We start from the raw sequence: 14,966 nt of genomic DNA, 5'->3' as shown, positions 1-14,966 counted from the left end.
ACTTTTTTGACGAGGTGGCCTTGATGCCGGAATCAGGATCACCCCCGCTCGCGCGGGAATTACATAGCGCTGACGGGATCAGTGCAAAGGACAAAGGGATCACCCCCGCTCGCGCGGGAATTACCCGGGCGGCACGGATCCCATACAAACCGGTATGGGATCACCCCCGCTCGCGCGGGAATTACCAATGATAAGCATGGTACTAGAATATAAATAGTGCAAGTCAAAATGAGAAAGTCCCAAATAGACAATACATGATACAATAGAAACATCGTACTGGAGGAGGATCTCATGATGGCAAGGCAACATGACAAACAGTTCAAACTGGATGCAGTCCAGTATTATTTCGAACACAAGGAGCTAGGTGTTCGTGGCTGTGCCCAAAATCTCGGTGTAGGTTACAGCACCCTGACAAGATGGCTGAGGGAGTTCCGGGAGTCTGGCGATATTACTGTTCGTGGTTCCGGTAATTACGCCTCCGATGAGCAGAAAGAAATCGCTCGTCTGAAACGTGAACTCCGTGATGCCAAAGATGCACTTGATGTACTAAAAAAAGCAATCAGCATTCTGGGAAAATAACAGAAGCTATTTATCTCGGGGTTTCTAAAAAGACGGAAGCTGCCAGAAAACAGGGCCGCCGGGTTTCCGTCTCCGGAATGCTGAAATACTTAGGCGTTTCACGGTCAGGATATCGTTCCTGGCTGAACCGTACTCCTTCTGATACAGAAAAACGCAGGGAATACATAAAAAGAAAAATACAGGATATTTATGAGGAATCGAAGCAAAACTACGGAGCCCCTAAAATAACAAAAAAACTACGTCAGAGGGGAGAGATCATCTCAGAACGTACCGTTGGAAAATGTATGAGGGAAATGGGGATCAAAGCCCAATGGGTGAAACCATGGACCATCACTACCATAGACTCTGATTTGAGTTACGAACTGAAAAACCTCCTGGATGAACAGTTTAGCCCTGATCGTCCCAATGCGGTATGGTGCAGTGATATCACGTATATCTGGACGGTCGATGGCTTTGTCTATCTGACAAGTATTATGGACCTGTTTTCCCGCAAGATTATTGCCTGGACACTTAGCAAGACATTAGAGGTATCCTGTGTGATTGATACCATCAACAAAGCGAAAGCCAAACGGAACACAGAGCTTCCATTGATTATCCACAGTGACAGAGGAAGTCAGTATGTATCTAAGGCATATCGAGATGCTACTGTAAAAATGCAGCGTAGCTACTCGAAAAAGGCTTTTCCCTGGGATAATGCATGCATTGAAGCATTTCATGCACTGATCAAACGGGAATGGCTGAATCGTTTTAAAATACGTGATTATCAGCAGGCATATCGCCTGGTATTTGAGTATATCGAAGCCTTTTATAATACCAAACGTATTCATAGCCATTGCGATTATATGTCACCGGATGACTTTGAAAAGCTATACGAGCAGACAGACGAACTGCTCTTAGTAAGTTAAGATAAGGATAAATTTCTCATTTTAACTTGCGCTAAATCTTGACATAGGACCAGCATTTCCAATTCCTGTGATGTGAGGATCACCCCCGCTCGCGCGGGAATTACCATAAAAAGTGACGTGCTTTACATCCGGGGTGAGGATCACCCCCGCTCGCGCGGGAATTACTTTGGGATCAAAGAATCAGATCATAATATGGCAGGATCACCCCCGCTCGCGCGGGAATTACGGGAATTATGCGCCAAAGGCACAGGGGACAAAGGGATCACCCCCGCTCGCGCGGGAATTACTGAATTTACAAAATATCAAAGATAGTGCAATTAGGATCACCCCCGCTCGCGCGGGAATTACCAAAAGCAAAGTTCGGAATCTTGACTAATGGTAGGATCACCCCCGCTCGCGCGGGAATTACCCCATTATCGCAGGGCTTTGCGTAGTCAATCCAGGATCACCCCCGCTCGCGCGGGAATTACTACATGGTTGCTGATGGCCGGCCTCTTGTCGGAGGATCACCCCCGCTCGCGCGGGAATTACCTGCAGATCGCCCAGGCCGTCAGGATCGCCGTAGGATCACCCCCGCTCGCGCGGGAATTACGGAGCCGACTTGCGTGGGGCCTGCTTGCGAGGGGGATCACCCCCGCTCGCGCGGGAATTACCCAACGACATTTTTTTGTTTGCCTTTCTCAGCAGGATCACCCCCGCTCGCGCGGGAATTACCTTCCGTGCGCAGAGAATTGCGGCGGCGCGGCGGGATCACCCCCGCTCGCGCGGGAATTACTGGTGCTTTCACGGGCTTTAAAAAATGCCGTGAGGATCACCCCCGCTCGCGCGGGAATTACCAACCACTGCAGCCCTTTCCCGGTGTTCGCCTGGGATCACCCCCGCTCGCGCGGGAATTACCTCGTCAAAGCAGAGGATATGACCTTCCGAGCAGGATCACCCCCGCTCGCGCGGGAATTACTCGCTGAGTCCCCTTCCTTCGGCGGATCGCTCGGGATCACCCCCGCTCGCGCGGGAATTACCCCACATGCATTTATCCTGTCCAACTTCCGTTGGGATCACCCCCGCTCGCGCGGGAATTACAACATTGATCTTCTGGCCAGAACGTCAACCGTGGGATCACCCCCGCTCGCGCGGGAATTACTTGAGTTGATTAGTCCTTACACACAGATTGTTGGGATCACCCCCGCTCGCGCGGGAATTACTTGCCGGGAAAAATTGCCGCTGTGTATGGCTGGGGATCACCCCCGCTCGCGCGGGAATTACATTAAGCAATCACCGTGCAATCCTCGTCCGCCGGGATCACCCCCGCTCGCGCGGGAATTACCCTGATCTGCCGCCTTCCATGGCCAATCCCATGGGATCACCCCCGCTCGCGCGGGAATTACTTCGCGCGCTTCAGGTCTTCCTTGTCGCTGTCAGGATCACCCCCGCTCGCGCGGGAATTACTCCGTTCTTTTCGTCCCACGCTGCTGCGGCGCAGGATCACCCCCGCTCGCGCGGGAATTACTCCGTTCTTTTCGTCCCACGCTGCTGCGGCGCAGGATCACCCCCGCTCGCGCGGGAATTACTCATTGATGGAAAGAATCACGTGGATTACCTGAGGATCACCCCCGCTCGCGCGGGAATTACTAATTGACGGAAAGAATCACGTTGATTACTTGAGGATCACCCCCGCTCGCGCGGGAATTACGCCATTCTAGCGATGCTGTTTAGCCGTTCGCCGGGATCACCCCCGCTCGCGCGGGAATTACTTTTGGACGGTCAAAAGTCAAAAGCAAAGAATAGGATCACCCCCGCTCGCGCGGGAATTACGCAAGATACGCTTCCGCGAAGGCATCCACATCGGGATCACCCCCGCTCGCGCGGGAATTACGACAGTTGTACATAACACATAGCTGTACACATGGGATCACCCCCGCTCGCGCGGGAATTACGCCAGAACCGGAAGCGCTGGCATGGATGCGATAGGATCACCCCCGCTCGCGCGGGAATTACTTACCTGGTACACCTGCTCCGGTGTAAAAATGAGGATCACCCCCGCTCGCGCGGGAATTACCCGTTGTCGGAAGCCATGCAAAAATTGCGCTGAGGATCACCCCCGCTCGCGCGGGAATTACAACGGCTATGATGTCGCGATGATGATGGTGCTGGGATCACCCCCGCTCGCGCGGGAATTACTTACCTTGTTACCCGCATGGCTCAACGCCAGTAGGATCACCCCCGCTCGCGCGGGAATTACCAGGAGGTGAAAAATGGATGACAAAAAAACATAGGATCACCCCCGCTCGCGCGGGAATTACTCCGTTCTTTTCGTCCCAGGCTGCCGCTGCGCAGGATCACCCCCGCTCGCGCGGGAATTACAGGTGTCTGGCTCTAAATTTGTGCAAAACGCCGGGATCACCCCCGCTCGCGCGGGAATTACAACTTTTTGCTGGCAAACCACGTGATACCACCGGGATCACCCCCGCTCGCGCGGGAATTACTCTCCGCCCGGCCAGAACGGCCGTATAAAATTAGGATCACCCCCGCTCGCGCGGGAATTACATCTTGTATCTTTTTTTCGATCGGCTCCATGCGGGATCACCCCCGCTCGCGCGGGAATTACCTTCATAAATTTATTGGGGAAGGGCGAATCAGAGGATCACCCCCGCTCGCGCGGGAATTACGAAATTCCATGCGACGCATATGCGGGCGGTGGAGGATCACCCCCGCTCGCGCGGGAATTACTCCGTTCTTTTCGTCCCACGCTGCTGCGGCGCAGGATCACCCCCGCTCGCGCGGGAATTACTCCGTGTAAAGATCAGCGTGCTTGACGGTGGAAGGATCACCCCCGCTCGCGCGGGAATTACTCACTAAGTTCTCTCCCTTCGGCGGTCCGCTCGGGATCACCCCCGCTCGCGCGGGAATTACATTGCCGGAAGAAAACAAAAACGTGATTGCGCAGGATCACCCCCGCTCGCGCGGGAATTACCTGGTGAGCCTGTGGGCGATGGATTCATGCAGAGGATCACCCCCGCTCGCGCGGGAATTACTCAGTCATCTTTTTTCTCCTGCCTTTCTTTCAAGGATCACCCCCGCTCGCGCGGGAATTACCAAGTTCCCGAATTGTCATACCGGTGTAACTCAGGATCACCCCCGCTCGCGCGGGAATTACGAACCATATGATATTTTCGAAATTATGGAAGAGGGATCACCCCCGCTCGCGCGGGAATTACAGAAAGGAGGCGATACAATTGGATAACGTTCCAGGATCACCCCCGCTCGCGCGGGAATTACGGTTTAAAGAGCGTCTGGACGAAGGGTTGGTTAGGATCACCCCCGCTCGCGCGGGAATTACGGCTGAATAGCATCGCTAGAATGGCACAGGCTGGGATCACCCCCGCTCGCGCGGGAATTACCCACAGACGCGATTTTTAAGGACGGTATATATAGGATCACCCCCGCTCGCGCGGGAATTACGTCCACAAGCAAGCTGGGATGGCATGGAACGGAGGATCACCCCCGCTCGCGCGGGAATTACTTACCTTGTTACCCGCATGGCTAAACGCCAGTAGGATCACCCCCGCTCGCGCGGGAATTACGCAATGCAGAAGCAGATTGACAGCCTTGCGGCGGGATCACCCCCGCTCGCGCGGGAATTACTCAAATCCGACTCTTTAACCAATTTTACGCTCAGGATCACCCCCGCTCGCGCGGGAATTACAGCAAAAAAATCCCAGAAATCCCCCATTTTTTCTTCTGAACATACGGGATTTTATTCACTTTCAATCGATCCCATCTTACAGCTTCTTCACAAATCCCATCTTATTATATAATAACTGCACCAGTTTTGCATCTTCAAGTGCTCTATGAAAAACTGACTGATCGATACCATACTCTTTAAGAGTTGTTTCAAACTTATAATTATCCTGAAAGCAGTTTTCCCTTTTCGCTTCACGCAATAAGTCCAATGTCTTATTGTGTATCGTATTTAAGGACATTCTTTCAAATGCTCTGTTTAAAAATTTAATATCGAATGACACGTTATATCCAATCAAAACTGCAGATTGAATAAATCTATCGAAATCGCGTATACTGTCCTCTAACGTGCTTCCTGTTTTAAGCATTTCCTCTGTAATCCCAGTCAGCTTTTGCACGATATCTGGAATATGCATCTCTGAATTAATCAATCTATGAAACTCGGTCTGTCGATTCTTTGATATTTTTATGGCTCCAATTTCAATAATCTGATCAGATTCTGCATCAAGCCCTGTAGTTTCAATATCAAGAAACACAATATCCTGGTTATTACTGTTATTAACTCCGGAACATCCAGTGTTCAGTTCTGGACTTAATTTAGTTGTTCCTGAAATCTTTCGCATCTGACATGCATGACGAAATTTATTGGCATTGCTAAAACCCATTGAAATTCCCGCTATATTTTCTTCCTCCGTATCTTTTGCAGGAATTAAAACGAGCGGAATGCCATCGTAGTCAACTACCTGTCTGTCTGTATTGCAAGTGCAGAAAGAATACCCTATCTCATTCCTGCAGGCATAACACATGGATGCCTCCCCTTGACCCACAGTATCTGTGACACGCTTCCATAAATATTCCCTTACTTTGGAATTATAGCTGCCGACATAAACGCCAGTTGCAATTTCCTGCATCCACCTTGTTAAATCCCCTCTTAAAGAATTTGGGACTTTTTTTAATACAATAACAGTAAACGGCATGTTCGCTTAATCCTCATTTTCGTTACTATAGTTTATTCCATACTTTATGTTTCCCTCTCGGTTATCCCACAAACTTAGCGGTTCCACATTCAATTGCTCTTCTTCTTTAATTCCGAATAACAGTTGTATATCACGGACAATTGTTGCAAACAATTTCCCGCCAATAAATTTATCACGAACTTTTTGTCGCGAGATTTTTCCAACATTGTCCCCTTCTTCGTACTCCGAGGCAATTTCAAATGCTACAGGGACTGTAATATCAGCTTTGTACAGATCCGCAATATCATATACGAATGATAAGTCGTGTCCTGTATGAACAAATCCTAATCCAGTAGCCAGTCCCATAGCAGCTATAGCGCTGTATGCCAATCCATACAACGCTACATTAGCCGCAGAAAGAGCCTGATTAACCGGGTCGCCCCCTTCAAAGTCATCAGGATCATAAGTCCTTCCATTCCAGTCTACACCGTATTCGGCAGACATTTTTCTGTATATTTTTCTTATACGGGCACCTTCTTTTGCGCGAAGCTGCTGCATCGTAAGAGAAGATACATCTTCTTCCGGAAAACGCATCTGATACATCTTCCGAGCGACTTGCAGTCTTGACCGAGTATTGCTGACCAGTTTTGCCTGTAATTCCAAAAAACGAGATGTATGGGACAAACTCCTTCCATGAGCATAATTCCGAACGCCTTGTTCCCCTACCCATGCAACACTGGTTCCACTGTCCCCTAGCAGTTCCATAGCTCGGTGACTGATATCGGTACCTGGCCCTAAGAGTAAAATGCCAATCATAGAAGCTGGTATCCTGACGATACCTCTGCTTTCCGCAACTGTGATCGAACCATCCACACGGTTGATTTTTGAATGTTCCACATAGATGTATGTAACTCTGTCGGATATTCTAGGCATTTCTGAAAGTTTTGTTTTTAAAACTGCCACAATAACACTACTCCTCTCACACCGGAATTACTGTCATAAGGCCAAAACCATACGCCTTTTTCTTTCCCACTCCACGGGTCAGTGTATGATAAAACACATCCCTGTTCGTTATTTTCAAAAGACCTTCGTAAGTTGCTTTGCTAAGACGGATCATCTCCTGCCCTTGCTTTCTAAATGCCTCCCATCCCCTCTCTACAATTTGATATTCATCAGGAATCAATTCAAACCCTAACTGATCAGCTCGTTCTTCGAGATACCGCAATTGTTGTGTTGCTGTAATCTCCGGTACAACCCTGCCACGTTTTCCTTCCCCACGAGAAATTGATTTTACAGGATTTAATGTCACTCGAAATCTATATATTCCACCCTCTGTGATAGAAGTAAGAAACTTGTCATAAGACTTTGTCTGAGCGCTTCCATGAATTCCATATTTTTCAAGCTTTTCTAAGTCTGGCTTTTCTTCACTGACCAGTAGCAAGTACCTCCGCCCTTGCAAGGTATCAATTCTCCATAATTTCCGACTTCGAATGCTCTCTTTCCACTCATTTGGGAAACTGCATTCCACCCAGTTATGATATGCTCCCAGATGAGTCAGATCTTTTATTTTTCTTCTATTTCGGACATCGATTTCTACTCGTGATAAGTACATATCAATCTTCTCCTAACGCCTTAAATATATCATGCTCATCTTTTTTGTCCGGTTTGTCCGGTATCACTGCATCCACGGTAATCCTGGCTTCTTTTCTCAAACGGAATTTGCGCCCTTGAATTTGAGAAAATGAGCAGGCAATATCGTTTCTAAGGCGAATACTGTTACTGTCCAATAACACAGAATCTGCATAGATCTGAATACGGTTGCTATGCCTTTGCTGATACCGTACAGATGCCTGCCAGGGATATTCTTTCAGCAAAGTAACTGCATCTGTATTATATATCCCCTGAAACAACTCCGCCGTAGGCGGAAGCGCTCTCCGCCCTAAGAAAATTGGATAATATGGATATGTCACGGCAGTTTTTACATCATTCACTAAACTCTCTTCGTCACTGCTCAGAGCAACAAGAAAAACTGCATCTTGCAAATAATACCGATTAGTGACATATGTTCTTTCCAATTCACCATTTTTCTTATATTTTTTCGCTGTATGATAGTCTCGTAAAATCTGCCCGGCTTGATCAACACGAACAGCAAACTGTAATGCATTCAGCTTGGACAAATTTTCATCATCATCACGACCATATCCCAGACCGGCCGCAATCATTCCAAGTACACCGCTTTTAGATGGGTGAGTATCCGTATGTCTTGTTTCAAAATGGGAATCCGTACCCCATGATTGTAAAGGGCCGGCAAATTTTAGTAAAACCGTTTTCAAAACGATCACCTGCCTTTAAAGAAGCATTCCTGCGGCTTCTGCAAAATCATTTAAAAGATCAGAAAGAGTATCTTCCTCTACTGCCCATTCCGGTTTATTAACATCTTCATCTACAACATAAAATGATTTAACAGGAACAGATACAAATTTTTCCGTTTTCTTAACTTCATCAAAGAGACGATTTATCGACGGCACAACAATTCCATTCTTAGAACTTATCGGATTTTCAAATGCAGAAACCAGATTCACCGGTCTATCCTGGCGAATGTTTATCATTAAAAGCTGTGGGAGTGTCTGATTCGCAAAAGTATTCGCTTTCCCTGTCGGCATTGAATTGGCAAACGCCTCAACAAACAATTTGGCTGCATGAATTGTCTGTTCTTTGTCCGCAAGTTGCTTGCTTAACTCATGCATCGCAATATTGGCATACCGATACAAGGTTGAAGAATTATACTCAATTGTTCCAAGCATGCCAGCGCCAGCATTATCTTCAGGAGCCAAGTCATCAACGGCAGTATAAAAATCAAACTCTGTCTGAACGCCATGTGTAGATATTGCATGGGCAACCTGAGCTGAAGCATCTTCATTTAAAGAAGGGTCATCCGCAACCATTCTTCCAAAGAGAGCTATGTCCACCGCAGGATTGCTGCGGAAAATTTCCTGCACAGTCTTTTTATCTGTCTCTCCTTGAATAGCGGCAGCAGCTAACTCCTCTGCCTGTTTTTTTCCTAAAAAAAACAACGCTTTTGTTTTTTGATCTTTTGTTTTAATTCCTGCAACATTAAATAGTTTTTCCGACATATCCATTGCATTCTCTTCATTTACAGAAGGATCAGCCGCACGAATTCTATCCGAAACATATTTCACTACATCGAGACTCCTTACTCCCAGATCCTCTTCAGATTCGTTAAGGAAATATTTTCTCATTGCCCTTTTCCATGCCTGAGAACTTACCCTTGCACGACGCACACCGCCGTATACAGCAGTTTTCGGGCTGCCCGTATCATCCCTGTTTACATTTGAAGGCGGGAGTGTCTGAATTACATGCATGTCAAGATAGAAACGATTTTCTGCCATTTTTTAATCTCCTTTTATTATGTCTTTGCTTTTATACCCACTAGTTTTTTCATTCATCTGAAGAAACAGTATCCTTCTTCAATGACGGACGATAATATTCTCTTGCCCATCGAAGGCAAACCATTTTATCCTTATCTTTCTGGTACCAAAATAAATCTTCTGCCAATGCAGGAAAATTTACTGAAAATGTATTCTTAGACTTTGCAAGCTTGAATATTTGTCTTAAATGATACGCAAATTCCTCAAATGTCGTTGCAGTAAGCATCGTATTGAAACGCCTGTCCAACGCAGCTGACTCGATTCCCCGAATGTTACGAAGGGAACTTCCAAAATTCCTGCTCCTATCTCCCTGCGTTTTATTTGATCCTTGCTGTCCAATGGCATAAAGCTGCAAAGTAACAAGCAATGCCTTTTCTTCATACGTCATGGCGCCATTTCCAAGATATTCCGCTGGCATCAATGGAAATATAATCGGCCAGACTTCTGCCGTATTCTCATACCCTTTACCAATAGAATTTCGGATCGCAGCAAGATGCCCTGCGATATTCTTCTTTTCCTGCGGGCCATTCATATGTGCCAAAATTCCTGCCATGGTATCGTATACAGATGGTTTATTACTTTCTGTATTCAAGCTGCTCCTCCTTTTCCCAGTTTATTATTTACACGATAAACAAACTGCCAATATTTTGTTGCGATATTTACGATTTTGTTATCCTTCTCTATTCCTGTTAAATCCCGCATCATACTGGATTCATATAATTCTTCGCCTCTATTCAGCACCTGCCGCCTTAATTGAGTGTTCCAGGACTTGATTTTTTCTTCTTTTGAATCACCTGGTTCAATCGAACAAATCCATTCTTTAAAGGAAGAATCGATCAGAGCGTACATCTCTGCAATTTCCCTCTCAATAAAACCTGCAGCATTTGGATCCATAGGACTTGTTACTTTCAAATCTCTGATTTCACATATACCTCTAAGATAGCTCTTAAAAATGGTAGAAACAACCTCTTTTGTGGTTTCTACTACATCATTTATGCGAACAATCCAGCCATCTGGTTCCTCATCTGCAATAACCAAATCATTGATCATAAAACTATCCGAAATTTCATCTACAGGAAGCCATGACGTCGCATTTCCATCATCCGCCATGCTGACTCCTGTCAAATTAGTCCACCTGCTTCCAGCAACCTTTGCTAATCTGCGATACTGTCCATATATGCCTGGTCTGAATTGCCTGGAGGACTCGCCGGAAGAAGGGTTCATGGCAATAATTCCAAATGATCTCCACAGAGCCTGCTCTGCATTGTGTTTTTTCGGTGTGAAATGATTTTTATTAGGTCCGTTTTCATTCCAACGCCATAATGTCATTGGCTCAATCGAATTCTCAGTATGCTCAATCTCAGGCAATTTTACTATGTTGATTTCCACCGGATCTGCCATATCCATCATCGGATCTATATAGATGGATCTGCTCCAGTTTGTATATAATTCTGCAAGATTATCAATCTGTTTTCCTGAATAAATTCTCTTGACAACAAGACTCCCGTCTGCTTCCCAACAGGGGTTTTGTATCCTTCCACAGAGTTGCTTCCTGTTTGCCGGAAATTCTGGAATATAATTCATAACAAGCGTTTCAAAGACATTGCTTCCCTGCAGAAAAACACCTCCAAGGTCAAACAGCCACCCCTTTGACGGTCTCTGTTTTTCAACAGTATTCACCAACGATACTTTATCCGCTAGTCCCGAATAACCTTGAAATGTGATCAGCCATCTTACAAGCTGCGCTGATGTCATAATATCCTTTTTGCTTCTTTTACCACTGCCTGTTTGCACAATTGGTGAGAATAACGCGATCTTATTTTCACTTTCAGAAATTGTGCGGTTTAAGTTTTTACCATAAATCGTAGTCGGCTGACTTTTTTGAGGAATCAATTCCATGATATCATTCATCTCCTGTTGATTCACCTGATAAAATGGATGAACCTCGTCAAAAAGGAAGAACCGATCTCTCCATTTTTCAAGATACTGAGATACAACATCTGGAAAACTGCCGTTTAAATATAACCGATCCCAGCACTCTGAAACAGCGTCGCAATATTCATCCAGATCATCTTCATCAACAGACTCTGTCTGTACCCATCTCTCGTCAAGTTCTACTCCCGGCAATACAGCACCTTCAAAATCAAATCTCGAAAAAACTGTCTGAATAATTGACAGTAAAAATCTCATCACAGCAAAATTTTGCGTTTCCGTATCTCCAGCCAGCGTTTGATACTTTCCTCCATTTTGAAAAAACTCCAGCAAAGATACATCTCTCTTTTCTCCTGTTTTTCCATCCAGAACCGAAATCCATGGTTCGTCCAGCAAATTAAACCTTCCCATCATTTTTTTCCTCTCGCAGTCCATACTCATTATCATATTTTAGTATAATTCCATTCATGCCAAACCGTCCATTTTCATCAAAAATGATTCCCAAAGACCCTTTAAGCCAAGGCTGATCCTGCCAGTCAGGTAAACATTTCAGATTATATTTTTCCAGAAACTCAATCGTTGCTGAAATTCCCTTCTTTCTCGTAGCAAATAACGGGAGACGAATCGTTTGTTTTGTCAATTCCCTGGAAATTCCTGGTTCATCTATTCTGGCCGAGATATCCTCTTCGTTATCAAAAGTTCCATATCCATTTCCTGTCTGTTTTACAGCTATCACTTCAATTGTATCTGCAATATCTCTTACCTGAGCAGCTGCTGTTTCATCACTTCTGGAAAAATCCGGGTTTTCCAGCCAGCCAATGAGATTATACTTGTCCGGTTTTATTCTGATGTGCGGAGCATCAATACGATACGTAAGCGCTTTATTTTGTTTGTTCTGCTTATCCAGTTCCATTTGTTTGCTGCTTGCTTGATAAATTTTCCCCTGTTCTCCCTGGAGTTCAATTTTTTTTCCACCGTACACTTGATCAATCAAAATTGGGATATCTGTTGGAATCCGTATTTCACCCGGAAGAAAATATTGAGTACGAATAAGATAATATTTGGCATAAATTCGTTCGGTGCCTTTTTCAAATTCCAACTGGGTACTGGTCCCCATTACATACACAACAGGTTCTCTATGTCTTTCCGGCCGCTGAATTTCATGCCGATGCAGCCTTCCGATTCTCTGTATCAGTAAATCAACCGGACACAGATCTGTAATCAAAACATCAAAATCAATATCCAGAGACTGCTCTATAACCTGTGTTCCAATAATGATTTTTCGTTTAGGACGGTCACCGCCTTTTCCAATCATGCGCATCAGAGTATTTTCTTTTCGAACCCTGTCTGTTGCAATAATAGCTGAATGCAGGATGTCAACCGTATCATTTCCAAAATGCTCCTTACAGATTTTTCCGAGCTTTTGCGCCTTACTTACTGTATTAACAATGATGCCAATGACACCATTTCCCTTCAATAATTCCGTGACCTTATCCAGCAATCCGTCTTCACTTATTTTTTTTATATAGACAATCTTATCTTTTACCGGTTCAAATGATGCCTGTGCTTTCACTGTCATCCCGTCTGTATAACTGATCAGCGGATAATGACATCCGGTCAGTATCTCCGGAAAAACAATATCCCTACCTTTCACTCCTTTCCCTTTTAAATATGCCGAAATCAATTCTTTTCTTTTTTCCAATGGCAGTGTCGCAGATACAAGAATAACCGGTGCTCCATATGCTCCCATCCATCGCAAAGCTTCTTCGAGATACTGCTGCATATAGGTGTCATACGCATGCACCTCATCAATAATTATAACTTTTTTGCTAAAACCAAGATGCCGAAGTGCCAGATGTTTTTGCTTCAAGGCAGTAAGAAGAAATCCGTCCACTGTACCAACCACAAAATCATCAAGTGACGCCTTTTTTCGTCCCGAAAACCATTGGTTCACATAAACATTACTGCCGCTCTCCCCATCAAGATCAACGGAAGATGCATTCTGCAGTCTGTTCATCTCTTCATTTAATGCAGCTTTTCCATGCTGAAGTCTTAGTGACTGCTTTTCATCATATGCATCCGTAAGATTTTCCAGCCATTGATGGACTCTTTCAAACATACTGTTTGATGTTGCCTGTGTAGGAAGTCCAAAAAACAGGCCGCTGCTTCCGGTTTTAGATGCGATTTCTTCCGCTGCTGCAAGAGCTGCTTCTGTTTTTCCCAGCCCCATCGGTGCCTCAAGAATAACAATTCCCGGTTCATGAATATGGCCGACCGTCTCACAGACAATTTTCTGAAAGTTCCTTGGCTGGAATCCAAAACGATAATTGAACAATTCATCAGCCTGCGGGTAACTTTGAATCTGAAGCGGAAGATTTTTATACCATGCAGAAATACCATTTTTATATCTGGCGGTACAATCAGTATTATATTCCGAATCGATTGGAATCAGCGGGAAATATTCCGCATTACTTGCAATCCAGTCTGCCATAATAAGCAATCCTGAATAAATTACCTGCCCCGGCTTAGAAATTTCCGGCAGTTGATCTGCATTTTCAAAACTTGCTGCCTCCAGCGCCCAGTTAAAAATCCCCTTCTGAACATGTGACCATTTCTTGTAGATCTCAGAAGTTTTATCTTCATTTTGAAAAAGGTTTTCCACATATGCAGACTGATCCTCAATTTCAAATCGCTCATCTGCCGGTTTTCCGTGATGTCCTCCGATAATAGATCCTATATCATCCTTGACTTGAAATTGCGAAAGCAGGTACTCTCCTGCTACAGTATGATGACTCTTTCGAGAGCCAGTCAACGTCAAATCCGCTATTCCAGAAAATCCTGCCCGTTCCAGTTTTTCAAGAAGCATCACATCCAAATCCGGTGAATTGCTAAAACCTTTCTGTGTTTGAAAAGCCGGTGTCGCCTTCCCAATATCATGAACAGCTCCTAAAAATGCTGCTAAGTCTGATGCCGTCTCCTCATTGGAAGGATTTATCGAGTTAATACAGAATTCTCTCTGTCTGTCGCTGAGCCAATTGTTCCACAACCATCTGGATACATTCATCGTATCTTCGAGATGTGTAACCAACGACAACCAGTAAAATCGACCTGCCCGCTCTTCTTTTTTCGCCCACAAAGGAGTACACATTTTATCACTAATCACCATCATTTTCCTCAATAGGTCATCTCAAAATAATGCAAAAATTTTTACCGCACATAAATAACAAGCTTGAATTAAATTTTAGCACTATACTAATTTTTTGTATATAACATGCTCATGTTTCCCTTACCCTAATCCCCTACCTCTGCCCCTTAACCAACTTCACCAACACCGCCAGTGGTATCATCAAAATAACAAAAATCCCCATCCTGTCTCCTGACTGCAAAATATCGTCCTCCTCAATGTT

At 45.2% G+C, this 14,966-nt stretch carries 10 protein-coding genes and 2 CRISPR repeat arrays (1 of these 12 cut by a window edge); of the genes, 2 read left to right on the top strand and 8 right to left on the bottom strand.

All coding sequences use genetic code 11. The features are described 5' to 3' along the window. Positions 1-185: a CRISPR direct-repeat array (repeat unit 28 nt; unit sequence GGATCACCCCCGCTCGCGCGGGAATTAC) (it extends 575 nt beyond the left edge of the window). A 106-nt stretch (positions 186-291) separates the two neighbouring features. Both CXIVA_RS10100 and CXIVA_RS10095 read left to right on the top strand, forming a co-directional pair. After that, on the top strand, positions 292-579 hold the full coding sequence (locus tag CXIVA_RS10100; protein ID WP_013977790.1) for a transposase: 288 nt from the start codon (positions 292-294) through the stop codon (positions 577-579). Continuing rightward, entirely contained in the window at positions 576-1,484 is a 909-nt protein-coding gene (locus tag CXIVA_RS10095; RefSeq protein WP_041727858.1) for an IS3 family transposase, read from the top strand. Before CXIVA_RS10100 ends, CXIVA_RS10095 begins: the two co-directional genes overlap by 4 nt. Before the next feature lie 76 nt (positions 1,485-1,560). Beyond that, a CRISPR array of direct repeats spans positions 1,561-5,187; the repeat unit is 28 nt; unit sequence GGATCACCCCCGCTCGCGCGGGAATTAC. A 76-nt stretch (positions 5,188-5,263) separates the two neighbouring features. Here CXIVA_RS10095 and cas2e read toward each other — a convergent pair. The 8 genes from cas2e to CXIVA_RS10055 are packed head-to-tail and all read right to left on the bottom strand — an operon-like array spanning position 5,264 to position 14,728. Further along, a complete protein-coding gene (gene cas2e, locus CXIVA_RS10090) occupies positions 5,264-6,199 on the bottom strand; it encodes a type I-E CRISPR-associated endoribonuclease Cas2e (RefSeq protein ID WP_013977926.1) in 936 nt (311 codons plus the stop codon). A gap of 6 nt (positions 6,200-6,205) precedes the next feature. Continuing rightward, positions 6,206-7,141, bottom strand: coding sequence for a type I-E CRISPR-associated endonuclease Cas1e (cas1e, locus tag CXIVA_RS10085; RefSeq protein WP_347475627.1), 936 nt, complete (start codon positions 7,139-7,141; stop codon positions 6,206-6,208). Between the two features lie 16 nt (positions 7,142-7,157). Next, positions 7,158-7,790, bottom strand: coding sequence for a type I-E CRISPR-associated protein Cas6/Cse3/CasE (gene cas6e, locus CXIVA_RS10080; protein ID WP_013977924.1), 633 nt, complete (start codon positions 7,788-7,790; stop codon positions 7,158-7,160). Position 7,791: 1 nt separating this feature from the next. After that, positions 7,792-8,511: a type I-E CRISPR-associated protein Cas5/CasD gene (gene cas5e, locus CXIVA_RS10075; protein ID WP_013977923.1), complete on the bottom strand. Its 720-nt coding sequence runs from the start codon at positions 8,509-8,511 to the stop codon at positions 7,792-7,794. A gap of 15 nt (positions 8,512-8,526) precedes the next feature. After that, on the bottom strand, positions 8,527-9,588 hold the full coding sequence (gene cas7e / locus CXIVA_RS10070) for a type I-E CRISPR-associated protein Cas7/Cse4/CasC (RefSeq protein ID WP_013977922.1): 1,062 nt from the start codon (positions 9,586-9,588) through the stop codon (positions 8,527-8,529). A gap of 49 nt (positions 9,589-9,637) precedes the next feature. Beyond that, the gene (casB, locus tag CXIVA_RS10065) at positions 9,638-10,219 is read right to left on the bottom strand and encodes a type I-E CRISPR-associated protein Cse2/CasB (protein ID WP_013977921.1); all 582 of its coding nucleotides are present in this window, start codon (positions 10,217-10,219) and stop codon (positions 9,638-9,640) included. Continuing rightward, a complete protein-coding gene (locus CXIVA_RS10060; protein WP_158309840.1) occupies positions 10,216-11,973 on the bottom strand; it encodes a type I-E CRISPR-associated protein Cse1/CasA in 1,758 nt (585 codons plus the stop codon). The genes casB and CXIVA_RS10060 overlap by 4 nt, the downstream gene beginning before the upstream one ends. After that, a complete protein-coding gene (locus tag CXIVA_RS10055) occupies positions 11,957-14,728 on the bottom strand; it encodes a CRISPR-associated helicase/endonuclease Cas3 (RefSeq protein WP_050979240.1) in 2,772 nt (923 codons plus the stop codon). Before CXIVA_RS10055 ends, CXIVA_RS10060 begins: the two co-directional genes overlap by 17 nt. Positions 14,729-14,966 lie beyond the last annotated feature (238 nt).

Origin of the sequence: Clostridium sp. SY8519 (assembly GCF_000270305.1) — a bacterium.
Taxonomy (GTDB): domain Bacteria; phylum Bacillota; class Clostridia; order Lachnospirales; family Lachnospiraceae; genus SY8519.
This window is presented reverse-complemented; position numbering and strand designations above follow the sequence as displayed.